This window comes from Bacteroides hominis (genome assembly GCF_033042785.2).
GTDB lineage: Bacteria > Bacteroidota > Bacteroidia > Bacteroidales > Bacteroidaceae > Bacteroides > Bacteroides hominis.
This window is the reverse complement of record NZ_CP178829.1, coordinates 1,120,131-1,142,774: the sequence shown is the minus strand read 5'-3', so window position 1 is coordinate 1,142,774 and position 22,644 is coordinate 1,120,131. Positions and strand designations below refer to the sequence as shown.

The 22,644-nt window shown below is 39.1% G+C and carries 24 protein-coding genes; 1 reads left to right on the top strand and 23 read right to left on the bottom strand.

From position 1 onward, the window contains the following. Positions 1–12 precede the first annotated feature (12 nt). The 4 genes from R3O62_RS05035 to metK form a co-directional block, all read right to left on the bottom strand. Entirely contained in the window at positions 13–765 is a 753-nt protein-coding gene (locus R3O62_RS05035) for a uroporphyrinogen-III synthase (RefSeq protein ID WP_005779700.1), read from the bottom strand. A 4-nt stretch (positions 766–769) separates the two neighbouring features. Then, a complete protein-coding gene (locus R3O62_RS05030) occupies positions 770–1,597 on the bottom strand; it encodes a DUF4271 domain-containing protein (protein WP_032541083.1) in 828 nt (275 codons plus the stop codon). Beyond that, on the bottom strand, positions 1,594–2,181 hold the full coding sequence (locus R3O62_RS05025; protein WP_032541101.1) for a TIGR00730 family Rossman fold protein: 588 nt from the start codon (positions 2,179–2,181) through the stop codon (positions 1,594–1,596). The genes R3O62_RS05030 and R3O62_RS05025 overlap by 4 nt, the downstream gene beginning before the upstream one ends. A gap of 139 nt (positions 2,182–2,320) precedes the next feature. Beyond that, positions 2,321–3,613 carry a methionine adenosyltransferase gene (metK, locus tag R3O62_RS05020; RefSeq protein ID WP_022012690.1) on the bottom strand — a complete coding sequence of 431 codons (1,293 nt, stop codon included), beginning with the start codon at positions 3,611–3,613 and terminating at the stop codon, positions 2,321–2,323. Positions 3,614–3,819: 206 nt separating this feature from the next. Here metK and R3O62_RS05015 point away from each other — a divergent pair, with 206 nt between their 5' ends. Continuing rightward, on the top strand, positions 3,820–4,014 hold the full coding sequence (locus R3O62_RS05015) for a hypothetical protein (RefSeq protein ID WP_005812400.1): 195 nt from the start codon (positions 3,820–3,822) through the stop codon (positions 4,012–4,014). Here the strand turns inward: R3O62_RS05015 and folK are convergent. From folK to R3O62_RS04920, 19 genes are all read right to left on the bottom strand, one after another. Further along, the gene (folK, locus tag R3O62_RS05010; RefSeq protein ID WP_022012688.1) at positions 3,994–4,455 is read right to left on the bottom strand and encodes a 2-amino-4-hydroxy-6-hydroxymethyldihydropteridine diphosphokinase; all 462 of its coding nucleotides are present in this window, start codon (positions 4,453–4,455) and stop codon (positions 3,994–3,996) included. The genes R3O62_RS05015 and folK overlap by 21 nt on opposite strands. Beyond that, the gene (gene queA, locus R3O62_RS05005) at positions 4,455–5,513 is read right to left on the bottom strand and encodes a tRNA preQ1(34) S-adenosylmethionine ribosyltransferase-isomerase QueA (protein WP_005779710.1); all 1,059 of its coding nucleotides are present in this window, start codon (positions 5,511–5,513) and stop codon (positions 4,455–4,457) included. The genes folK and queA overlap by 1 nt, the downstream gene beginning before the upstream one ends. Positions 5,514–5,560: 47 nt before the next feature. Further along, on the bottom strand, positions 5,561–6,262 hold the full coding sequence (gene truB / locus R3O62_RS05000; protein WP_005812404.1) for a tRNA pseudouridine(55) synthase TruB: 702 nt from the start codon (positions 6,260–6,262) through the stop codon (positions 5,561–5,563). 7 nt (positions 6,263–6,269) lie between these two features. Next, positions 6,270–7,070: an undecaprenyl-diphosphate phosphatase gene (locus tag R3O62_RS04995; RefSeq protein ID WP_005812416.1), complete on the bottom strand. Its 801-nt coding sequence runs from the start codon at positions 7,068–7,070 to the stop codon at positions 6,270–6,272. A gap of 6 nt (positions 7,071–7,076) precedes the next feature. Continuing rightward, positions 7,077–7,310 carry a DUF3098 domain-containing protein gene (locus tag R3O62_RS04990; RefSeq protein ID WP_005812418.1) on the bottom strand — a complete coding sequence of 78 codons (234 nt, stop codon included), beginning with the start codon at positions 7,308–7,310 and terminating at the stop codon, positions 7,077–7,079. A gap of 41 nt (positions 7,311–7,351) precedes the next feature. Then, positions 7,352–8,233, bottom strand: a complete 882-nt coding sequence (locus tag R3O62_RS04985) for a cell division protein FtsX (protein ID WP_005812419.1) — start codon at positions 8,231–8,233, stop codon at positions 7,352–7,354. Next, positions 8,233–9,132: a class I SAM-dependent methyltransferase gene (locus tag R3O62_RS04980; protein WP_032541084.1), complete on the bottom strand. Its 900-nt coding sequence runs from the start codon at positions 9,130–9,132 to the stop codon at positions 8,233–8,235. The genes R3O62_RS04985 and R3O62_RS04980 overlap by 1 nt, the downstream gene beginning before the upstream one ends. A gap of 149 nt (positions 9,133–9,281) precedes the next feature. Next, entirely contained in the window at positions 9,282–11,264 is a 1,983-nt protein-coding gene (locus R3O62_RS04975) for a hypothetical protein (RefSeq protein ID WP_022012686.1), read from the bottom strand. 164 nt (positions 11,265–11,428) lie between these two features. Then, positions 11,429–12,760 (bottom strand): 6-bladed beta-propeller, encoded by a 1,332-nt coding sequence (locus tag R3O62_RS04970; protein ID WP_022012685.1) that lies wholly within the window; start codon positions 12,758–12,760, stop codon positions 11,429–11,431. A gap of 217 nt (positions 12,761–12,977) precedes the next feature. Further along, on the bottom strand, positions 12,978–13,832 hold the full coding sequence (locus R3O62_RS04965; protein WP_005779729.1) for a DUF1573 domain-containing protein: 855 nt from the start codon (positions 13,830–13,832) through the stop codon (positions 12,978–12,980). A 5-nt stretch (positions 13,833–13,837) separates the two neighbouring features. Beyond that, positions 13,838–14,881 carry a BF3164 family lipoprotein gene (locus tag R3O62_RS04960; protein ID WP_005779732.1) on the bottom strand — a complete coding sequence of 348 codons (1,044 nt, stop codon included), beginning with the start codon at positions 14,879–14,881 and terminating at the stop codon, positions 13,838–13,840. A gap of 118 nt (positions 14,882–14,999) precedes the next feature. Beyond that, positions 15,000–15,230 (bottom strand): NVEALA domain-containing protein, encoded by a 231-nt coding sequence (locus R3O62_RS04955; protein WP_005779735.1) that lies wholly within the window; start codon positions 15,228–15,230, stop codon positions 15,000–15,002. A gap of 273 nt (positions 15,231–15,503) precedes the next feature. Then, positions 15,504–15,725: an NVEALA domain-containing protein gene (locus R3O62_RS04950; RefSeq protein WP_005822536.1), complete on the bottom strand. Its 222-nt coding sequence runs from the start codon at positions 15,723–15,725 to the stop codon at positions 15,504–15,506. Between the two features lie 103 nt (positions 15,726–15,828). After that, positions 15,829–16,968 (bottom strand): winged helix-turn-helix domain-containing protein, encoded by a 1,140-nt coding sequence (locus R3O62_RS04945; RefSeq protein WP_032535587.1) that lies wholly within the window; start codon positions 16,966–16,968, stop codon positions 15,829–15,831. Between the two features lie 329 nt (positions 16,969–17,297). After that, the gene (locus R3O62_RS04940; RefSeq protein ID WP_250705002.1) at positions 17,298–18,068 is read right to left on the bottom strand and encodes a BF3164 family lipoprotein; all 771 of its coding nucleotides are present in this window, start codon (positions 18,066–18,068) and stop codon (positions 17,298–17,300) included. Between the two features lie 241 nt (positions 18,069–18,309). Further along, complete coding sequence (locus R3O62_RS04935; protein WP_032535585.1) at positions 18,310–19,428, bottom strand: 6-bladed beta-propeller; 1,119 nt, start codon at positions 19,426–19,428, stop codon at positions 18,310–18,312. Between the two features lie 130 nt (positions 19,429–19,558). Then, positions 19,559–20,527, bottom strand: a complete 969-nt coding sequence (locus R3O62_RS04930; protein WP_233481225.1) for a hypothetical protein — start codon at positions 20,525–20,527, stop codon at positions 19,559–19,561. 578 nt (positions 20,528–21,105) lie between these two features. Next, positions 21,106–22,173, bottom strand: coding sequence for a BF3164 family lipoprotein (locus tag R3O62_RS04925; RefSeq protein WP_032535600.1), 1,068 nt, complete (start codon positions 22,171–22,173; stop codon positions 21,106–21,108). A gap of 178 nt (positions 22,174–22,351) precedes the next feature. Further along, positions 22,352–22,588, bottom strand: coding sequence for an NVEALA domain-containing protein (locus R3O62_RS04920; RefSeq protein WP_032530142.1), 237 nt, complete (start codon positions 22,586–22,588; stop codon positions 22,352–22,354). Positions 22,589–22,644: the final 56 nt, after the last annotated feature.

Here is a 22,644-nt window from a genome sequence, read left to right as displayed (position 1 = left end):
TCACCGTTTCATTTATTTTCCTTTATTGTTTTCCTTAATAAACAAATCGAGAGCAGCCGTCATTGAAGGAGACTTCACATTAGGTGCTTCCAAATCCAGACGAAGTCCTGCATCACGAACAGCCTGTGCTGTTGTCGATCCAAATGTTCCGATCTTGATATCCTTCTGATCGAAATCAGGGAAGTTCTTTTTTAATGAAGAAACTCCCGCAGGGCTAAAGAATACCAGCATGTCATAATCAAACTCCTCTCCTTCCATAAAGTCGTTACTAACAGTACGATACATTACGCATTCGGTATGCTGAATATTATTCTTATCCAACAGATTCTTCACGTCATCGTTATGTACATCCGACATCGGAACGAGATATTTCTCTGTTTTATGCTTCACAATCGAAGGAATCAAATCTTCAATCTTACCCGTAGCTCCGAAGAAAATCTTACGCTTACGATACTGCACATATTTCTGAATGTAAAGAGCAACAGCTTCTGTTACACAAAAATACTTCATCGTCTCAGGGATCGTCACACGTAACTCCGTACATAAATGGAAGAAATGATCAATCGCATGGCGTGAGGTAAATATAACAGCCGTATGATCAAGAATCGATACTTTCTGTTGTCTGAATTCTTTCGCAGAGACGCTCTCAACCTTGATGAAGGGGCGGAAATCTATTTTTACACCATACTTTTCAGCAATGTCGTAATAAGGAGATTTCTCTGAAGCAGGCTTAGGCTGCGACACTAATACTTTCTTAATTTTCAACGTCCTAAAAATTTATTATCAAAACATTATTTAGCTGAATCAGACCCTGATAGACTATTAAACAAGGTATGATTTCAAGGGCACAAAAGTATAAAATTAAAAGGAAAACCCCATAAATATTACAGGAAAAAAGCTTTAGCCACTTGTAAAACATCAATATTTTAGTAAAAATTACCAAAATGCAACCAATTGAAACTAAAAAGGTAACATTCAGATCAAAATAAACCAGAAACAAAACAAACGGAAATAAAGCAAATCCAAGGTAGTAAATCAGCGTAGAATAAGACTCCAGCCATATATCTGTTTTACTTTTGTCAAAAAACACCCATCCCAAAAACGAATATATAATCCACTTGAATAAAAAATAGAATATGCACACAGCAACATAAACTCCCAAGAGCACATGAGGCGAAACGCGCTCCATCAGTGAGGGCCGGACATCATTAAAATAGTTAAAGATACATACACCTCCAAGAACACAAGTCTGCACAGTCAACAATAACAGATAACGCATATCAGCTGCTGTAGAGGAAGCAAAAATACTTGTTCTTTCACGATGCAACATAAAATCTTTAACTTGTTGCAACAGGAATTTCTTACTGCGCGCCAATACATACGAAGAAATAAAGAAACATCCCAGCAGTATCATTGCCAACCCGTCATCCGTCCTTGGAGAGTAAGGGATCGATATGCCATCCACTCCCGTAACCGTCTCGCTCACCGCCTGTAAATCAACCGCCGCCAATGTATCTTTCGGAACACAAGCTTCATGGAAGGTCTGCGGCAAAGTATCTGCCACCTGCACACCGACAGAGTCCTGAGGAGAAATCATATAGCAGCAAACTTACGGATGGAACTGTCCCATACGGGTATTGAATAAACCAGATCCACAGCCTCTTCCGGAGTATGGGCTACATGCCAGATATCTCCATGCTGTTTCCTCATGAAATTACCGTCTATGGCTTTGTCGAGCATTGTCAACAAAGGATCGAAAAAGCCATTGGTATTCAATATCACGATCGGTTGAAGATAAAGCCCCAACTGTTTCCAGGTGATAATTTCAAGTAACTCTTCCAGGGTCCCGCATCCTCCGGGCAATGCAATCACAGCATCACTCTTTTCAGCCATCAGTCGTTTACGTTCGTGCATACTGTCCACCTCGATAAGCTCCGTCAAGCCGGTATGATGCCATCCTTGCTCTACCATAAAGTGAGGGATCACTCCGGTCACTTCGCCTCCGTTCTGTAATACGGCATCAGCCACCGACCGCATCAACCCTATATTTCCCGCTCCATTTATCAAACGGATATGCCGGGTTGCCAACAACTGTCCTAATCGCACAGCTGCATCAAAATAAATCTGATCTATTTTCGTACTTGAAGCACAATATACACATACGGAAGCTATTTGGTTCATTTCTTGCATGGGTTTGGTTAAACACGATGCAAAAGTACCAAATTTCAAGGAGAAAAGAAGAAGGCCGCCTTGTTTTCTCCCCATATGGGATAAAAACAAGTACGGCCCCCTATAATAAATAGCTGTAAAGCTACGCTGATTACAAACCGAAAGCTTCTTTTACTTTGTCCACATAGTCAAGTTTTTCCCATGTAAACAACTCTACCTCCATAGTCCGGTCACCTTCATAACGAGAGTGGAAATGCTTAGTCACTACCTGAGGTTCACGCCCCATGTGTCCGTAAGCGGCCGTTTCACTGTAAATCGGATAACGGAGTTTCAAGCGATCTTCAATAGCCTTTGGCCGGAGGTCAAACAACTCATCAATCTTTTCGGCGATTTCACCATCACTCATTTTCACATTACTGCGGCCGTATGTATTTACATAAATATTAATCGGACGCGCCACCCCGATAGCGTAAGAAACCTGTACCAACATTTCGTCGGCAACACCGGCAGCTACAAGGTTTTTAGCAATATGACGAGCAGCATAAGCAGCACTGCGGTCTACTTTACTGGGATCTTTACCAGAAAAAGCACCACCACCGTGAGCCCCTTTACCACCATAGGTATCAACAATAATCTTACGTCCGGTTAACCCTGTATCTCCGTGCGGACCGCCAATAACGAATTTACCGGTCGGATTTACGTGATAAACAATATTATCATTGAACAAGGCAAGAACCTTCGGGTGATTGATAGACGCAATGACACGAGGCATCAATACCTCAATCACATCTTTCCGGATTACCGCCAGCATCTCTTCATCCGCCTTCAGTTGGGCAGCAGCAGAACCATCAGCCGGCAATATAAATTCATCATGCTGTGTTGAAACAACAATTGTATCAATACGCACGGGAGTACCGTTATCGTCATATTCAATAGTTACCTGGCTCTTTGCATCCGGACGGAGATAAGTCATTTCTTTACCTTCCCGGCGGATATCGGCCAATACAAGAAGTATTCTATGTGCCAGGTCAAGCGACAACGGCATATAGTTCTCAGTTTCGTTGGTTGCATAACCAAACATCATTCCCTGGTCGCCTGCCCCCTGATTCATAGGGTCCTCACGTTCTACACCACGGTTGATGTCGGCACTCTGTTCATGAATGGCAGAAAATACACCGCACGAATTACTTTCGAACATGTATTCGCCTTTCGTGTAACCAATCTTTTGGATCACTTCACGTGCTATCAGTTGTAAATCAACATAAGCACCTGTTTTCACTTCTCCCGCAAGTACCACCTGTCCGGTAGTCACTAAGGTTTCGCAAGCTACTTTCGAACTGGGATCGTAAGCCAACAGTTTGTCAAGCACAGCGTCCGATATTTGATCGGCCACTTTATCGGGGTGTCCTTCAGACACCGATTCGGATGTGAATAAATATCCCATAATAAAATTATGAATTATGAATTATAAATTATGAATGCGGACAGAAATCAAAAAGAGTAGAAAACGCATACAGAAGGGAATGTTGTTTTAGCATTTTTTTCTGTGGTTGCAAGCTACTCAAATCTTTCCACACTTCATTTCATTGGCAAAGGTAGATAATATTTTGGATTTATTGCTACTTTTGCTTCGTATTAACAGACTATCTTATGAAAAATAAACTAAAAACCGCTATTATACTATTGGTGTATATTGCTGTCACAGTGGGTATTTATGCCTTTATTTGTTATCTGAACCATCAACCGTTTGACGACCTGCGCATATTGTATGCCGTATTGATCGGCTGTGTGGCTTACCTTCCACGGCATTTGATGATCCGTAAATTACGAAAGAACCAGAAATAGCTCTCTAATTGTTTTATGAAGTACCGGATGGACAACGTCCGGTGCGATTTCGGCAAGCGGCTCTAAAACAAATTTTCGTTCGTCCATCAATGGATGAGGCAATGAAAGCCTTTCGTCCTGTAATATCTTATCACCATAAAGCAAGAGGTCAATATCAATCAGACGGTCGCTATATACCCCATCATGTGATTTATGTAAACGCCCTATTTCCTGCTCTATCTGTTGGGTCCTTTCAAGTATATCGAAAGGAGACAGAGACGTCTCCACTCCCGCCGCAGCATTCAGAAAGTTATTATCAGATTGAAATCCCCAGGGGGCAGTAGCATAAAAAGCGGACAGGGAAATCACTTTCCCTATCCGCTCTTCTATTTTCTGTACAGCGACACGAAGATTCAACTCCTTATCACCCAAATTAGTACCTAATCCCAGATATATTCTCATCACTTATCCAAAATCAGCATCGCATCTCCATAAGTACCAAAACGGTAGCCTTCTTTCAATGCTATGTGATATGCATCCATTACCTGCTCGTAACCACCAAAGGCAGCCACAATCATCAACAGAGTAGAAAGTGGCATGTGGAAGTTGGATACCATAGCATTAGCCACTGTAAAATCATACGGCGGGAAAATAAACTTATTCGTCCATCCTTCATATTCTTTCAAATGCCCGTCTGTGCTCACCGTGCTTTCAATGGCGCGCATCACAGTTGTTCCCACAGCACATACATTCCTACCAAGATCCTTGGCACGGTTCACAATCTTAACAGCTTCTCCGGTTACGAACATCTGCTCAGAGTCCATCTTATGCTTTGTCAGATCCTCTACGTCGATGTCACGGAAGTTACCGAGCCCTGCATGCAATGTGATATACGCAAAGTCTATGCCTTTTATTTCCATACGCTTCATCAATTCGCGGCTGAAGTGCAGACTCGCAGTAGGTGCTGTCACGGCTCCTTCGTTTTTAGCGAAAATAGACTGGAAACGTTCTGCATCTTCTTCTTCCACCGGACGGTTAAGAATCGTATGCGGCAGCGGAGTTTCACCTAACGCATACAATGCTTTTTTAAATTCGTCATGAGGACCGTCATATAGAAAACGGAGCGTACGTCCGCGTGAAGTAGTATTATCAATTACCTCAGCCACCATTGAATCGTCATCACCGAAATAAAGCTTATTGCCTATACGGATTTTACGTGCCGGATCCACCAATACGTCCCACAAACGCAGCTCTTCATTCAGCTCACGCAGTAAGAACACTTCGATACGTGCACCGGTTTTTTCCTTATTTCCGTACAAACGGGCAGGGAATACCTTGGTATCGTTGAATACAAACACGTCTTTATCATCAAAATAGTTCAGGATGTCCTTAAACATCTTGTGCTCAATCTCTCCCGTACGCTTGTGGAGTACCATCAAGCGCGATTCATCCCTATACTTTGTAGGGTGCAAAGCAATCTTTTCTTCGGGTAACTTAAATTTAAATTGCGACAGTTTCATGATAATAATGTGCGTTTATTAATTATTTTATTTCTTACTTTTCTATTTCAATCAGATATCTCAACTTCCTGCTGATCTATCCATTCTGCAAATTTTGCAGGATCCAGGCATTGCTCCAACTTTATCTCCCCCACACGGGTACGTATCAATCCGGTCAGATGTGCACCGCTTTGCAAGGCTTCCCCGATGTCGCGTGCCAATGCACGGATATAAGTTCCCTTGCTGCATACCACCCTGATCTTAATTTCCGGTAAGTTACATTCCAGCAGTTCTATCTCGTCAATCACCAGCAATTTGGGCTTCAACTCCACTTCCTGACCTTTACGGGCCAAATCATAAGCACGCGCACCATCTACTTTGCAAGCCGAGAATGCCGGAGGCACTTGCTGTATTTCACCAACAAATGTTTTCAACGTCTCTTCCACCAACTCCCGGGTGATATGCTCCGTAGGATAGGTAGCATCAATCTCATGTTCCAGATCGTACGATGGAGTAGTGGCACCCAACTGAATGGTAGCAATATATTCCTTTGTATGATACTGAAATTCCTCTATTCTCTTGGTAGCTTTACCTGTACAAACAATCATTACCCCTGTTGCCAGCGGATCGAGTGTACCTGCATGCCCCACCTTCAATTTCTTCACTTTCATCCGTCGGCAAATATGGTACCGGGCATGCCCTACGACCTTAAAAGACGTCCACCCCAACGGTTTATCAAAATAAAGTACTTCTCCTTCTTTAAAATTCATCCGTTACTTATTGCAATTGTGAAACAACGATGGTGACCACTCCTGCTATTGCACAATAAATAGCGAAATAAATCAGTTTTCCTTTTTTGACGATATTAATCATCCACTTGCAAGCCAGGCACCCTGAGACAAAAGCGGCAATAAAACCCACTATCAGTGACAAAGCCGGAATATCTCCCGCAATAGCCTCACCTTTTATCATCTTCATAGCATCCAGCAAAGCTTCTCCCAATATAGGCGGTATCACCATCAGGAAGGAGAATTGCGCCAGTTTTGCTTTATTATCACCTAATAATAAACCTGTAGCAATTGTACTGCCCGAACGAGACAGTCCCGGCAATACGGCACAAGCCTGCGCCAGCCCAATGATAAACGCGTCTTTCATCGAGATGTTCTCTTTCTGACGTGGTTTTGCATAATAAGAGAACGACAGCAAAGCAGCCGTAAGCAACAGCATGCAGCCAACAATCAGCAATCCCGAACCGAAAACAGCCTCAACTTCATCCTTGAAAAACACACCGACGATACCAATAGGAATCATCGAAATTAAAATATTGATCACATAACGTGTTTCGCTGTTCATCTTAAACTTAAACAGGCCACGGAATATCCAATCTATTTCTTTCCAGAGAATGACCAATGTACTGAACACGGTTGCAACATGTACTACAATGGTAAATGCCAGATTCTCTTCTCCCTCTATACCAAACAAAGCCGAGCCAATAGCCAAATGCCCGCTACTGCTCACCGGTAAATATTCAGTCAGTCCCTGAATCAATCCAAGGATCAGTGCTTCAAACCATTCCATCCTGTTTTATTCTTTTGTTTTAGGTTTGCGCATTACGCCATATATCATAAAGATAAAACCCAGGAAGCAAACCACCGGAGCCACTTTAATTCTTCTCACACTGAAAATATCCGCCTGAAACACCGCTTCCGACGATGAAGGTCCTGTCATCAGGATAAAACCCAAGATAACCACTGCCATGCCGATGGCAAGCAAAATGAAGTTCGTTTTATCGAAGGCAAATTTCTGTTTATCACCCATTGTTATTTACAATTAATTTATTTACATCTATAAATCCAGAACTACACGTAGTACAGCGTGCTTGCTTTCATTCTCAGATATTTATTAATAGAAAGATAAGCACACAAGAAAGTGATGACCACTCCGAATACCAGTACTGCACCCGATACCAACAACATGACTTCAGGTGTAATCACCCGAATTAATTCCGGCTCGTACGACACAAGCCAATAAGCGGCTCCCATCAGGATTGTATCTGCAATAAAAGCAGCTAAAACCCCACTCCATATATTTCTTTTCAAAAATGGCCGACGGATAAATCCCCAGCTTGCTCCCACCAGTTTCATGGTATGAATCAGGAAGCGTTTTGAATAAATAGCCAGCCGGATCGTATTATTAATCAGCGCGAAAGAGATAAATGTCAGCATAATGGCCAATCCCAGCAGCACCAAGCTGATGTTACGTATGTTTTCATTGACCGCGTCAATCAGATCTTTCTGATATAACACATCTTGTATGTTGGTATTCCTTTTAATCAATTTCTCAATCTTCGCGATACTGTCAGAGTTCGCATAATCAGAATGCAATTTAATCTCTATTGAGGCCGTAAACGGATTATACCCTAAAAACTCTTGCGGATCGGTGCCCATAGCCTCGGTCTGCTCTTTCAATGCTTGTTTCTTTGAAATATATTCCGTCTCTTTCACGAAAGGTTCATTATTCAGCCGTTTCTGAAGCTTCAGAATATCCGTTTCTTTCATATCATCGCTGATCAATACAGAGAAATTTATATTTTCGCGTACATAAACAGACAAGTTATTGGCTGCCAACACAAAGAACACCACAAGCCCCAGTAACAGCAATACCAACGTGGTACTGATGCTGGAAGTTATGAACTGCATATCAAAATATGACACAGCGTTATTTCTGCTTTTACTCTTCATCAGCGTTTCTTTCTGAATACATAAATCATTGAACTGCTTCGTTCCTTTTTGGCCTGGGCACTCAACCAAGCCGCCGATCCGGTCCACATACCTTTTGCAAAAGAGTAAGCACTCCCTTTATGTTTCTCAGTCAGCATCGACACATAAAAAGCATCGAATGGCATCGGATGACGGGCTGCCAGGATAAATCCATGTTTCGACCCAAACTGCTGAATCGTGGCAGGCGTAAAATGCCATAAATGACGGGGTACATCATAAGCAGCCCAATATTTCCCATATTTTATTGCATCGTATGACGAACAATTGGGCACAGCCACTATCAAGACACCTTTCTCGGTCAATAATTCGCGCAACAACTCCCACGTTTCATCCAGATGCTCCAAATGTTCCATAACATGCCACAGCGTAATCACATCAAAAGAACCGGAAACGAACCCTTTCAATGCAGACTCCGGCTTTACATCCAATCCGAAATGTTCGCGGGCAAACCCACGGGCCTGCACACTCTTTTCCACGGCCTCCACTTCCCATCCCCTATTCTGCATCGTATGGGCAAAATAACCTGTTCCCGTACCAATATCCAATATTCTACCGGTTTTACGATGCGACTCTTTCATAACCAAACGTGCCTTACGGCCAAGCATATACTGACGTACATGATGGTAAATGGCATTCATGGCACCTTTCTTCGTGTCCGAATGGGAAATATAATCAGGTGTTTCGTAATATCTGCCTATCTCCGCCTCTACCGGGACTCCTTGTGTAAAAGTAAATCCGCAATCTTCGCAGGTGTACAAGTCAAACTGTTCACCGGAAGCATAAAAATCAGTACAGGTCATAGCACATTTCAAATGTGTGCTCCCACATAGCGGACAGGCATTTATAGTGAGTTTATTCATTGGTTTTATCTGCATATTTAAGCGTACCCCGAAACGTCAGGACACACTCCACCCGAATTTGGTGCAAAATAACAAATAAAAAGTGACGGATAGGCATTTCCTTAAGGAGGTTTAACAATAATGGCAAGGCAACTGTTCGTTCATAGCAATCATTCCCACTTCACATCTCCTTTTTCATAAGTAAATATACGCTCCGCCGTCTTTCCTTTCCAGCGGCAGTTCTTCAACATCAACAATGCTCCCCGGGGTACTTTCTCAAATACAAGATACCCTTTGTTATCGGCTTGCTTACGCTCCACAGTCTTCCAACCATTGTTCCAATATCTTAACTCAAATTCATCCGGACAGAACAATTGTGTTTTCAGGTAAGAAGTCATTCCAATATGACTGACCATATACTCTTTTCCCAGATCTATATCTACCAGCCTTTCTGCCACCCTGCCTCGATAGCCCGTCGCCCCCAAACCATCGGTTATCATCCCGGGCACTTCATTCCTTCCGGTAGCCCTCATCGGAGTAATTATCCTCACATTCCCGATCCGTCCTTCTTCCGTATAAAAAGAAAGCTCCCCCAAAGCAATGCTATCCGACGGTAATAATAACCTTACAAAGCGGTAAGGTAATCGTGCGGACACCTTCCGTACAACCGGCTCCAGAGCCAGCGAGTCCGTCCATCTGCACAGTTCTTCTTCTGATTTTCCATCAAGTAATCCTACTATCCGGCTTCCTTTCATACACCCCAGATATTCCCTATTCTGATCATAAGCCGGCGCTCCCGTCACCATCCTCACGGCAACCTCCTCTGTTTCTTCATTTCCGCTCAGCTTCTCCATCGTTCCGTCATTCCGCAATCTGAAAGGTTCTGCTGCGGGCAATAATCCCCCCCGCTTGTAATAAACGGGTAAATAAACCATGTCCTTACCCATTTCCCGAAAGACAGCCCTCCCGTTTTCTATCTTTGCCCACTGCACAGGGTGCCAGTCCTGATATCCGAACACAGCCAAATAAGCATATTTCACCCCTTGAGGCGCCTCACCTGTCAACTCCACCGTTACGTCGGCCGTTTCAAAATACTCCGAAGAAACATCCACCTTTTTCACACTACGAAATAGCTCCGGAATATCAGCTTTATCCACCTCTACATCTGCCAACGGTCCTTCAATATGATTTGAGTAGGTATATCTGTATACCTTCGGAAGGCGGAATCTTCCCCAAAGCTCATCATCATCCCGGTTATTATAAATCCGCTTATATTTCCAGCGATCATTATCCCAAAACGCCTCAAAAGCATGCGATTCCCCGTCTATTAGCACCACATTCCAGGTATGCGAATTATTTCGGTTTCCCCATGCCGGGACAAAGTCAATGGCAACCGGAATCCCCAACGATGATAATAACAAAGAGTTATACCAACAGCGCTGTGCACATAACCCATGACGCATCTTCTCAAAAGTCGCCGCATTCCATATCGGAATCTTCGTCCCCCAAAAACCGGAATGAGTCAGATACTTATATTCGTATAACAACGAATCGATCTCTTGTTGCCAATCCTTTCCCTCTTTCACAAAATACTTTCCCTGATGCCGTTTGTTGAACTCCCGGCGTGCATTGTCAATCGATAAGCCATTCTGTCGCCTATAAGGCAGTATATACTCACAAAAGTCTTCAAACGAACAGTTTCTTGAATGCACATTCTCCACCCATGCCCGAAATGCCAGATCAATTTCCCGGATTAAATCTTCCGCCTTCATGCGGGTAATATCATAGTTAAGTTCCTGCCTCACCCGATGTCGATTACTAAAATCTTTCCAAAGACTATCTACCTGTTTCCCCCATTCCGTTCCTACCCGATAGCCATACTTTTGTCCCAATGAATCATAAGCCTCATAAAAAGCAGAACAATCCTGCTCTACTATCGGATTAGCTCCATAACTTCCGGGCATATTGCCAATCAAGAAGCGTGCCGCCTCCAGCTTCCGGCCATCTCCTTCATAATGCTTCAGCACCGCTTCAAGTTCATTACGGTTATTGCCCGAAAGGGATAAGGCCTCCTCCACTTGCCTGTCCCGATCCCCACATGAGGAAACAAGGCAAAACAAACCGATCGCTATAAATATTCCACTCCTTTTCATTCTATTTTTTTAGCAATAAACTCTAAATAGCATTGTGTCAACTCAAGGTGGTCCTTAAGAGGATAAAAAGAAAACAATATACTAATTGTACCTTTTTTCAAAGTATCGCTACAACAATCCATATAAGAAAAAAGTTACTGACAGCCAGTCCTATTAATACTATCTTAATCTTTATATTCATAATACAATAACACCGGATTTGCATCACCATCCAAAGAATCCAAATCATTTTTCCCAATCACTTCATCCTTCACAAGGCCTTGAGAGATAAAATACTTCATCTCAGGCAAATGACAGGGTTTAAGAGAATAGAAAACACCTCTATCACTCGCATACAAAAAAGTAGGTATCTGCCTGTGTGATGGTTGCTCTCCGAACAACACATCATCTTTAGAGCGATCAAACACCATAGTTTCACCCGTACTCTTATCATACAACGCATCCGTCCCCATCATTCCTTGCATATACGAAAACCCAATAACAGAGTCGTTCACAAACACATCAGATAGATTATAGGCCCTTCTTTGTGCCCCTAAATGCTGAATCAGCTTCATCATAGCCAATCCTTTGGTCGAAGGATTATCAGTAGTCCCAAGTATTTCTAAATCTGTTTTACACACCCAATCCTGACTCTTCACTACCATATAAGGAATAACCTGATCCCCATTCACATAGATAATCGTATCCATAAAGTCCTGAACAAAAAGAGCAGACTCAGTTCCTAAATTAAAAAACATATTCCCTTGAAGAGCTATCCCGTCCCAACCCTTTTTGTAATCAGCTACTTTAAAAAACATTTCTACATTACCTTCATTATCAAAGTCGATTCTTTGTAATAGGTAATGCTCTTGTCCAGGTTCATCTTCCAATTGATAATCAATATTTGCGTACAAGTACCCCTTTGAGAAAAACATCCGATTCAATCGATGTTCAACATTGCAAACTCCTAAATACTTTCCCGAAGCAATATCATACTTAAATATCTTTTTTTGATTATAATCGAATATATATATTTCCCCTTTTTTTGTATCAATCGTAAAATCTGCCGGCTTAGAATATTCTCCCGGTCCACTGCCCACATCACCTATCTTACGGATAAACCGCCCTTTAGAATCGAAAAGATATACTCCGCATGCTATCTCTTCATCAAGTACAATATAATGACCTTTATAAACCTGCATTTTATTAACGTCTCCCATCAACACAGATTTATCCATTGCCAAAGGAATCACTCTTACAGATTTAAACACATCAGAATACAAATACCAATCTTTCTGAATGGCACTATCCAGATCAGCTATATATATTTCGTTCTTTGAAGAAGCATTCTGTTTCTCCCCCAAAGAACAAGAAGAAAAAGCACTAAGAAACAATAAAACCGATACTATACGGTACCAAGCAATCTTTTTATTGACAAGGTATTGATCTCGTAAAATCATTTTCTGCAATTTGTGCTCCATAACAATCATAAAAATAAACCGCAGTTCCACATCCACCCGGACTGCCCCCTATTTCATCTTCAGCCAAAGCTTCTAAAGCTTCAATAGAAGCCAACCAGTCTTCTATCAGAAGACTTCTCCGCTCTTGTAAACATTACATTTGTAACAGTACCTAAAATCAATAGAACACCCATCACACTTAAAACAAGTTTTTTCCTCATAATAATCAAATTTAAAGTTCAACAAATATATTCAATTAACTCTTCATTTCAAACTATTTAGCATTCCCCATTATCTTTAATCGCAATGGAGACGCGGAAGAGTTACAGTATACCGTAATAGTTTTATTAAAGTGCTCCGGATGATCCGCTTTATAAGTTACAATGATATCCAAAGACTTCCCTGGTGAAACCGGTTCTTTTGAATACTCCACGGAAGTACACCCACAAGAGGTAACCACATCATCAATAACAAGCATATTCTCACCGGTATTATATAAAGTAAAAATACAATGCTGAGCCTTCTCCCAAGAAAACTCTCCAATGTCGATAAAGGAGTTAGAAACAGAGACTTCCGTCATTTTTTTTTGCAATTTTCCCCATTCTACATTTTTCCCTGAAATAATGTTAACATATAATTCTGAAATTTTAGAACTATAAACTGGATTCCCCATCGCCAACACTTTATTGTTCTCATTTAACAAAAATGTTTGAAGCATTATTTCATGTGGAAAATGATTCAATTTATTAAGAGAGTCGTTCTCATCAATATAGACAAACTGATTAAACTTATTCCTCTGCAAAATTGAACGCAATTCTTCCACATCAGAAGGATATGCATAAAAGAGAAACCTAACAGAAAAATCTCCTAAAGAATCTATTAAAGCCATAAATAACTTCCATTCAGACAATTTCATTTTACAATTTAAGCATCCAGCAGAATCTACATACGTTAATATCGTATAATTTACACTATCATTTAAACCCATTCCCAAATGAGAGAAAGCTTCATTATCAGGGAATACAATTTCTCGACCAACCCAATCATTTACAATTTTTTCAGCCCGAAAATCAGAACATCCCATAAACAAACAAATGCCCCAAAGCATGACTGCGGCTCTATATCCCATTACTCTTAAATATTTATTTGGCCTAAATCAATATAATATAAAGCAGGATTTAAATAGGTATCCAAACCAAGGCATATAATCATATTCTTATTTCTCCAATAGGACAAACTTCTTATTTTTTTATCCAAATTTAAAACCTTATATGGCATTCCTTCCCAATCGAAAATTAAAATTTTATTAGAATAAAACACTTCATCTTTTAATTTTATCGCATCTTCTAAAGTGTTTTCGTTATAAAGGGCAAAAAGAAATTGATCATTAGTCGCTACGGAAGAAACTCCCAGTTTTGTTTCTTTTTCTAAAGCAGCACTATTCATTCCTCCTACAGTAGAAAAGACAGGAAGTGTACCAACAACAGACCTGATCAATCTGATATTTTCAAAATCCGTAAAGTCATAGACTTCAAAGACATCTCCATATACTGAAAACCACGCCATCCTCTTTTTAGCAGGAGAAACTACAGAAGGTCCTTGCAAAATTTGGGTAACAGCTTCAGGAGTTTTATTCTCAAGGTAAATGTCATTACCAAAGTCTATGAACTTATTCAAGTTAGTTCTTACAGCAAAGTGCTTAACCGTACCTGCTTTAGTAAAAAAAGCCAAACTATCATCATAGGAGATCGAACAAATTCTTTCTTCAGGCAAAATGGCATCTTTCGTTAGAATAGAAAAAGTATCCTTCAAAAGAAATGTTGAAACAGATTGCCCCATAACATCATGAACATAAAACCCTTTCTCATTATTACAATATCCCATTGTTTGCACATTAATAACTTCATTTGCACCTTGTCCTTTAGATAAGAAACGTTTAAAATAGGCTGTTTTATAATTATAACACGATAATAGAGAATTCAATTTGGGTTCAGATAAAATTATATAATCTCCAACTCCTAGAATCATGTCTGGAGCTTGTAGCGAATCCATTGGATATCCTTTTATTTCAAACAATTGTACCTCTTGATTTTCAGCAAACAAATCTAAAAATAATTGACTTTTCTCTTGCTTACAAGAAATTAGTAACAACAGCAATAATACACTCACATATTTCATAAAATTCAAATTATTAGAAATTAAAAACAAGAGGTATCCGAAAAGTTAATATTAGCCTCTCTCTTTCAGAAAAATCGGAAGCACGATTGACCTTAGGGATACCCCACTTTCTCACTTATTAATTCGATGTAATGGTACACGTTACTTCAGGAGCTTTTACCTCATCGTGACAAGTTCCCCACAAAGCAAGACAACATGTATATGTTGTTTCAGTACCGGCTAATGCTTCAGCATTAGCTAGCACTATATTCGACATTGTCATTTCTGCTCTCTGTGACTGATATATATTGTAGCCTGCAAAAGTTGCGACTACAGCGACTATCAGGGCCGCAAAAACCTTTTTACTCATAATCTACTTTTTTATGATGTTAATTATTCTGTTGTTTGTCGTGTCTCTCTTTCGGGGAGCCACCTCCTCCGTAGAAAAAGTAAATGCTACATTTACTCATTCCAATTAATTTTTTGCTATCTTCGTACCGGGCAACCTCCTTTTTTAAAGGTTATCCGGGAGTGGACAATTCTAAGACTTTTCCCAGGACGTAGATCGTTCCACTCCCTTTCTAACCCAAGTTAATAATGCAATGAATGATTATAATGTGATAAGATTTATATAAAAGAGTCCTCACTCCCCAAGACTAAATCCTTGAACCACATATTCTACTTTGATATGGTTAATAGGACAATCTACAGATCCGTCACCTAAGCAACCTAAATTGGTAACGTGTTCACCACCGGCAAGCGCCTCTACATTTTGCAAGAATAGGGAATTCACTCTCTTAGGAGTTTTCGCGGCAGGCCAATACCCGATCAAGGCTATTAAACCAAGCCCAAAGATCAATTTCATATAGTTTTTCATGACTTCAAAGTATAAGTGTTAATAACTGGCAACAAAGGTAAAAAGAGATTTTGGATAAACCGCTATCAATTTTATTGCCATTTATTGCCATTTATGTCAAATCATTGTCAACAAGGTCGTCTATGAACAACATACGATAACGATCGCTTCCAAAACGCCTGAAACAAACACCACAACCAGTTTGCTCTAACCTCTTCCCTAATTTGTTTCCGGCAGAACAAAACATATTTATCTGAACGTTCGATTGACCTTTCCAAATAAACTTAATGATATCCTCATCAGTCACAGTATAATCGGGAGCATCTAAAAAAAGCTTTAGAATCTGACACTGTTGGGGGGACAAAGACATTTTCTTGCCATTACAATTAAGAACTCTATTCTGGGCATCAAAAACAACTCCATGACGTAAACTATATAGTTGTCCTTCTACTTTACAAATCTGCTTTATTAGAGGTACCTTTTCTTCCGGAGATGTTTCTTTTTCAACTATTATTTCACGAATCACCTCTTTCTCAACAATAACTTCCTTTTCAACGACAACCTCATAAGGAACCTCCTTTAATTCCGGAGGCCGATTTACCATTTTATAATAAAAGCAGATAAATAAAAGCATCAATAACAAACAAATTACAATCCATCCAAAAGGTTGCCAATGATACCATAATATTGTTTTACAACTAAAATCTAAAAGACCGATGACCTCTATCTCACAACGATTACCTATATATGAAGTCACAACCTCCAAAGAAGTATCCCACACACCATCGTGACTGGATGAACTAATAATCTTTCCTTGAAGATTTTCCATCCGCACATGTATAGTGGACTCTGTATCAATGTGATCTTTCTTAAGCATACTCTGCCAATGTTCATTTAAAGAATCCGGCAATAAATGGGATTTCTCACATAGGATAGAGTGTATTGACCGGTTTCTCAGATTCCGAGAAATGTTCTTTTTACTTTTCAAAGAATCAACCTCGTACGCTTTTTTCCCTTCTGCTGTTGTAATGCAAATTTTCAAAGGTAGAGTATCGGATGAACTCTCAGCAAACAAGTGAAATAGATTTAAATCTCTTTCTTTTCTTTCCATCTCTTCTTGAAGCATCTGTACGAATAGTCTCTCCGCCTGTTTATGTATGCCCATCTTATTTCGTTGATAGAAATAGGCTCCAACCAATAGTGATAGGATTATCACTCCAATAACACACGAAAGCAATTCATTTTTTGTCATTTCGATTTATTTTACTGACAAAAATAATATTATTTCCTAACAAGAAGCTAAAAGACAGAAAAAAATTAAATAACAAATTTAGAGATATACAAAACAGTTTGTAAGCATTCTGTTCATTTCACACGCAAACAAAAACTCTTGTACGAGTCAACTAATTCCAATATTCCTCCAAGATAGATTGTATTCAGTACCGTTCCAAATTCATCACGGTTATTGCCCGAAAATAACAAAGTCTCCTCCCGCTTGTCTGTTCCACCCCTGCATAAAGAAAGATTTGAAAAACAAAAAATATACATATCAAGCAAACTCGTAACATCCTAACAAAAAAGTCAGTTTAACTGATAACAATAATAATGATAGCGCTCTTCTCCACCATCCGTTTCTTTTGTCATCAGGCAGAGTCGTTCATCATTACTATCCACCGAGATGCATATACCCCATCTATCCAATATCACTTTCTTTACAGCACGTCCTTCCCAATCAAATACATAAACTTCATTTGCTATTGCCTTATTTTTCCCAATTTGCCCACTGTAAAGTGCATAAACATAGTTTTCAGTGGCTACCCCACGAAGAAATCCTTTAGGAGAATCGGCAGAGACATTAACAGAAGACACTTCGTTAGTAGATTGATTCTCAAATAACGGCGTATACGTATTCAAATGTACTACACTTTCCAGGCACGTGTCATTTACCACTTTCTGAATAGATAATAAATCGCACTCATACGCCAAGTAAGCAAAACGTTTTTTATCCGGCTTCATAATAAGATCCCCCTGGAACAACAAATAGTTTACATCCCGATTTACCGCTTGCTCTGTTTGTGGAAAAGGGAGATATTGATTTAAAATCTCTTTCTGATTGCATTTTGCTATCAGGCCACTTTCAAAAGTCCCACTCCCGTAAAATATGGAATCCGAATATGCATATACCCTATTCATTCCTAACTTAGGAGCTGAAACACAATCTATCTTTGAAAGACTGCCTTGAGCTAAACTATCAATTCGAAAAGAACTTATAGTTTGCAAAGACTGATCATACAGTACCAAGGTATTTGATAGCCTACTATAGAATCCGCATATTTCATAAAATCCTTCCATTTAGGCAATTGCAATTTACAACTGGAACAACCCAACGAATCGACATAGGTCACGATCTTATAATCCGAAGCAGGGATTTTAAAATCGACAGGAGTTTTTCCATATAACGTAAAACTAAGATTTGTCGGAAATTGTACCTCCTTCCCATTCCAATTTTTAACAAGTTCTTCAAGTTTTTCCTTCTCGGTCTGCTGACATGAGATTAGAAAGAGAAAGCAACCCAGTATAAATATAAGATTTTTCATTTAAAATAAAATTTGATTAAACAGGGGTTATCATCTTCTAAACGCTCTTCCAGCTTCTTATATTCCTCTGGAGGAAGCACTTTTTCATAGTTTGGAAAGTCTTCATTGAAAACAATACAAGTCAGGAAATCTTCATTAAAGGCTAAAGGTTCAAAATGAATGTCTTCTGTTGTTTTTTCAAAAAAGAAACTTTTGCCGTCTTCCTTCCGGTAAAATAGATTTTTCGAATGCTTAAGCCCAAACACCAACATGATATAATAGAATTTATCATTCTGATATTGATCGCATAAAAAATAAGGCACAGTAGAATCACGTAAATACTGCAACATTAATTTATATTCTTCAACCTTTTTATCCTCTAATAAAGTGAATCCATACTCCTTCAAATCAAGATTATCTTTTCCAAAATCCCAACGGTATGCAACCCGTAAGCTATCTGTCCTTACTTCATATACTTCATTTTGATAAGGATTGGAAAAATATACTTTATGTTCATAATTATAAAAAGGTTTAGAATTCAGAATAGTGAAAACGGGAGGCACATGCCAAAATTCTTTCACATTCTTGAAAGACTCTTTAGAAATGACGCTGATACAATTATCACTCTCAGAGGCAGGTAATGTCCATGTAACGAAATACTTACTCTCCAGCTCCTCTATCAATTGATAATTTGCCCTCGTTGGCAGTTCTATTTCTTTTATGAATTTTCCATCCAGAGAATGCACATAAAGAGAGCCAAATGGAGATAGCATATACACTGCATTTTCTTTTTCTTTAATAACGGCATCGTATATTTCACGATACTCTCCGGGACCTTGTCCCTTTTTACCTATTTTATGCAAAAGATGCCCTTCTTCATCAAAAGAAAACACAGCCGGAACCCCTTCATCGACAATATAATATCTGTTATCTTTAATAATAACTTTCACAGGCCTTACAAGAAAGGAGCTATCATTGGTTTCCAATGGAATGACAGATATTTTAGAAAATAATTCTTCCGTTGCAACAGGGCGTTCAACCAAATCGACATGTAATACTTCACAGTCGGTTTTATCTCCAGTACTTTTACATGAAAAAAGTATAAACAAGAGAAGTGTTAACAAGATATTCTTCATAACTTTATTAGATTAGATTAACAATGCAGGAAGTTATACCAAAGTGTTTTTCATGTCTATATACGTTTTAAATACGTGCAAATATAAGCCATATTTTTCTTATACTCACCATATAGTGCGTTACAAAGCGCTACAAGACCTCAATTTCCGGCAGTTGCAACTGAAAAAGATCCCTATTGTGCTGAACAATAGAAATAGAAGGATCGATTTGAAGTACCTTAACTAAGCGGTGCTTAGCTGTCCGGAAACACTCCCGACTCCCTCCGGATAAACACTTCTCGATTTCCTTACGTGTCAATTGACAATCAGTAGCATTTAAGAAAACCAGCAAGAGAGTATAGGACTGGAGATTAAGTGAAATTATTTCCTCATTGCACTCCAGTGTCTTTTTATATACATCAAAGGTCAGTATAGGACTCAATTTATAGATCAAGGATTTTGTTCCCAACAGTTCTTTTGCCTTTTTTAGTTCCGCTATTTGCCCTTCGTACGCCTTTGACTTTTGCTCCAGATCCTTCAACAGCATGTCCTTTTCCCGAGCATCAGATTGCTCCATTTCAACCTGTTGCGCATATTGATCCCATATACTCTCTAACTCTTCTAATTTTTCTTCTTCTTTGTTTAGCTTCTCCACCAATAGTCCACACTCAGACTGTGTTTTAAACAAGTGCTTTCTCACCCTAAACAAATAGATCAAAAAAACAATCAAACACAAAGCTATACCAACAATCATTCCGAATGGAAAGAAATGATATCTACAAACCGACCACCAAGTATAAAATAAAAAACCGGAAACCTCTATTTCACATCTCTCCCCCAAATAAACAACAAACTTCAACTCTGGAGACAGATTGACAGTTTGGCTTTTTCTATATAAGATCCTATTTTCCAAGTCTGTAGTTACTATTTCTATCGCAACTCTTGCCAGAATATGTCGTGTTTGCAGGCTATCCGCCCAGGTCTGACTCAAAGTCATGAGAGATAACTGCTTCTCGGAACAAATAACAGAGTGTAATGAACGTTCTCTCGATATCTGAGAAAGATTTTTCCGGCTCTTCGCAACATCCACTTTATACTGTCTGGATCCGGTTTCGGTCATAATCGAAATACGTGTCACTTGATATCCCTGAAAAAGAATAAAATAAATCCAATGCTTCCCCTTTCTTTTTCATTTCATCTTTCAACACTTGTATAAATAGGTTTTCTGCCTTTATATGCATCAACTTCTTATTCCTTTGAAAGAAATAATAACTAACATACTGCTTATTCATGACAATATATGTATTGTACGGATTTAGAAGAAGCACAATGGCAAGTTATTGAAGTTAACACTCAAATTCCACAAGATGCAGATTAAAGTATCTTATGATTCTTAGAAAAATATTTTCTTCATACAGTCTAAGTTCATCTTGACAGCCAAGATACGCATCTTAAGGCGCAAGATGTGTATCTTGGTGCGTAAGATGTACATCTTGCGTGCTAAGATGAACTTTAATTACTGACCTGAGCAAGTTTACCTCTCGCGTTTTAGAACTTTTAGTAAAGTGATTTGCCGTTTTAAGATTGGTTTCTTAACTTCTTTCTGTTTTTTAGTAGCATCACCCCGTAGTGAATCTATTTAAGCGGAAAACCGTTTATAGACAGCTTGCTTTATTCTTGAAAATTGTAGAATACACATCAATTTAAAGATAAGCAAGACAGTTCATAAGCATTCTGTTCATTTTCCGCAATTACATAGATTAGATTGTTTTTCTCATCCACAGCTATATTTACAAGACCGTGGTTAGCCTTAATTTTACTTGTTGGAAGTCCTTGCCAACTAAATACAGTAATCTCTGAAGGTAAAGCTTCGCTTCCTCTATTATGCAATAATGCATAAATACTATTATTTGTTGCATATACATCTTCGAAACCAATCTGAGTCGTTTCATTGGAAACTACATACGCCGGAATTGCTCCTTCAGCAATACCATATTTAGGTTCGTAAATATAAAGCGTTTTATTCAATGACAAACGACAATTTTCGTCCAAGTCAAATAGCTCCAGGATCCCTCCCAGATAGGTCGCATTCAACATCTTCGTCCTGTCCGGTTTTAACTTGGTTTTGGTATTACTACAGAAAACCGACCATACTTCTTCTTCATTATTTGTATTTAAACAATCAGAGAAAGAATTGTATAATTGAGTAATCTTTCCATCTTTTAATAATCCAAACCGAAGATCCTTATGGTTCGCTTTTACAAGAAAATCCGAATCTTTAAGAGAAAGCATATCATAGATTATTGTGGGTACCTCAGAGTGTGGCAAGCTACCATAATTCACTTGCATAACTTCAGATTTCAATGAATCTTTTAAAAAAGAAGAGACATCATATTTCACTATTTTACGCATTGAAGAATCGTATGCATACATGTTTTTTCCATCTTCAGATAAATTGAATGCCCCCACATTTATAAAATCAGCAGGCCCCTGACCTTTTTCTCCAAATGATTTTACAGGTACTCCCTTTAGAGTAAACAGATGAAAGAAGTTATTATTAACATTATCCAACACCAGTAGCATTGAGTCTATAAGCTCTATTTGCAAAGGATACGAAAATAAAAACGTATCATTTAAAACAACCAGTTCCCGTGATATGCTATCGCTACAAATAACTTCGTTTGAAAACTCAACCTTCTCTTTTGCCGGATGACATCCCCAAAGAATAATCCCTATTAAGATTAATACACTAACATTTTTATTCATAAGCATTCGATTTTAGGCGGACTAAAAGCTTTACTTAGCTTTCAGACCTAAAGGTTTCTACTTTAAAGTCCTTTAGGAAGTGACTGATTTGCCTGTTTTAAAGGGAATAGAAATACTTCCACTCCCTTTGATAAACACGCAGCTATCTTTCTTTAGAGATAAGATACTGAATACAACTTTAATCTCCTAAACTGTATCCCTCATATACAACCTCTACCTTGTCATGGTTTACAGGACAATCTACAGAGCCCGGCCCATAACACAGAGTGTGCGTAAAATCTTCCCCACTTGCCAGAGCTTCTACATTTTGCAATAAAAGAGGATCTACATTCTCAGATTTTTCCACCGGTTTTAGATACCAAACCGAAACGATGGCAACCAAAAGAGAAGCCACCTTCAAATACTTAATTTTCATCAGATATATGTTTTAATTATTCACTGCAAAGTTAAAGGCTATTAACCAATAAAGCA

Excerpts from the sequence above, each read along its gene's own strand:
- R3O62_RS05030 (WP_032541083.1), bottom strand. The coding sequence starts at position 1,597 with ATGATTTCTCCTCAGGACTCTGTCGGTGTGCAGGTGGCAGATACTTTG.
- R3O62_RS05025 (WP_032541101.1), bottom strand. The coding sequence starts at position 2,181 with ATGAACCAAATAGCTTCCGTATGTGTATATTGTGCTTCAAGTACGAAA.
- metK (WP_022012690.1), bottom strand. The coding sequence starts at position 3,613 with ATGGGATATTTATTCACATCCGAATCGGTGTCTGAAGGACACCCCGAT.
- R3O62_RS05015 (WP_005812400.1), top strand. The coding sequence starts at position 3,820 with ATGAAAAATAAACTAAAAACCGCTATTATACTATTGGTGTATATTGCT.
- folK (WP_022012688.1), bottom strand. The coding sequence starts at position 4,455 with ATGAGAATATATCTGGGATTAGGTACTAATTTGGGTGATAAGGAGTTG.
- queA (WP_005779710.1), bottom strand. The coding sequence starts at position 5,513 with ATGAAACTGTCGCAATTTAAATTTAAGTTACCCGAAGAAAAGATTGCT.
- truB (WP_005812404.1), bottom strand. The coding sequence starts at position 6,262 with ATGAATTTTAAAGAAGGAGAAGTACTTTATTTTGATAAACCGTTGGGG.
- R3O62_RS04995 (WP_005812416.1), bottom strand. The coding sequence starts at position 7,070 with ATGGAATGGTTTGAAGCACTGATCCTTGGATTGATTCAGGGACTGACT.
- R3O62_RS04990 (WP_005812418.1), bottom strand. The coding sequence starts at position 7,310 with ATGGGTGATAAACAGAAATTTGCCTTCGATAAAACGAACTTCATTTTG.
- R3O62_RS04985 (WP_005812419.1), bottom strand. The coding sequence starts at position 8,233 with ATGAAGAGTAAAAGCAGAAATAACGCTGTGTCATATTTTGATATGCAG.
- R3O62_RS04980 (WP_032541084.1), bottom strand. The coding sequence starts at position 9,132 with ATGAATAAACTCACTATAAATGCCTGTCCGCTATGTGGGAGCACACAT.
- R3O62_RS04975 (WP_022012686.1), bottom strand. The coding sequence starts at position 11,264 with ATGAAAAGGAGTGGAATATTTATAGCGATCGGTTTGTTTTGCCTTGTT.
- R3O62_RS04965 (WP_005779729.1), bottom strand. The coding sequence starts at position 13,832 with ATGGGATATAGAGCCGCAGTCATGCTTTGGGGCATTTGTTTGTTTATG.
- R3O62_RS04960 (WP_005779732.1), bottom strand. The coding sequence starts at position 14,881 with ATGAAATATGTGAGTGTATTATTGCTGTTGTTACTAATTTCTTGTAAG.
- R3O62_RS04955 (WP_005779735.1), bottom strand. The coding sequence starts at position 15,230 with ATGAGTAAAAAGGTTTTTGCGGCCCTGATAGTCGCTGTAGTCGCAACT.
- R3O62_RS04950 (WP_005822536.1), bottom strand. The coding sequence starts at position 15,725 with ATGAAATTGATCTTTGGGCTTGGTTTAATAGCCTTGATCGGGTATTGG.
- R3O62_RS04945 (WP_032535587.1), bottom strand. The coding sequence starts at position 16,968 with ATGACAAAAAATGAATTGCTTTCGTGTGTTATTGGAGTGATAATCCTA.
- R3O62_RS04940 (WP_250705002.1), bottom strand. The coding sequence starts at position 18,068 with ATGGAAGGATTTTATGAAATATGCGGATTCTATAGTAGGCTATCAAAT.
- R3O62_RS04935 (WP_032535585.1), bottom strand. The coding sequence starts at position 19,428 with ATGAAGAATATCTTGTTAACACTTCTCTTGTTTATACTTTTTTCATGT.
- R3O62_RS04930 (WP_233481225.1), bottom strand. The coding sequence starts at position 20,527 with ATGACCGAAACCGGATCCAGACAGTATAAAGTGGATGTTGCGAAGAGC.
- R3O62_RS04925 (WP_032535600.1), bottom strand. The coding sequence starts at position 22,173 with ATGAATAAAAATGTTAGTGTATTAATCTTAATAGGGATTATTCTTTGG.
- R3O62_RS04920 (WP_032530142.1), bottom strand. The coding sequence starts at position 22,588 with ATGAAAATTAAGTATTTGAAGGTGGCTTCTCTTTTGGTTGCCATCGTT.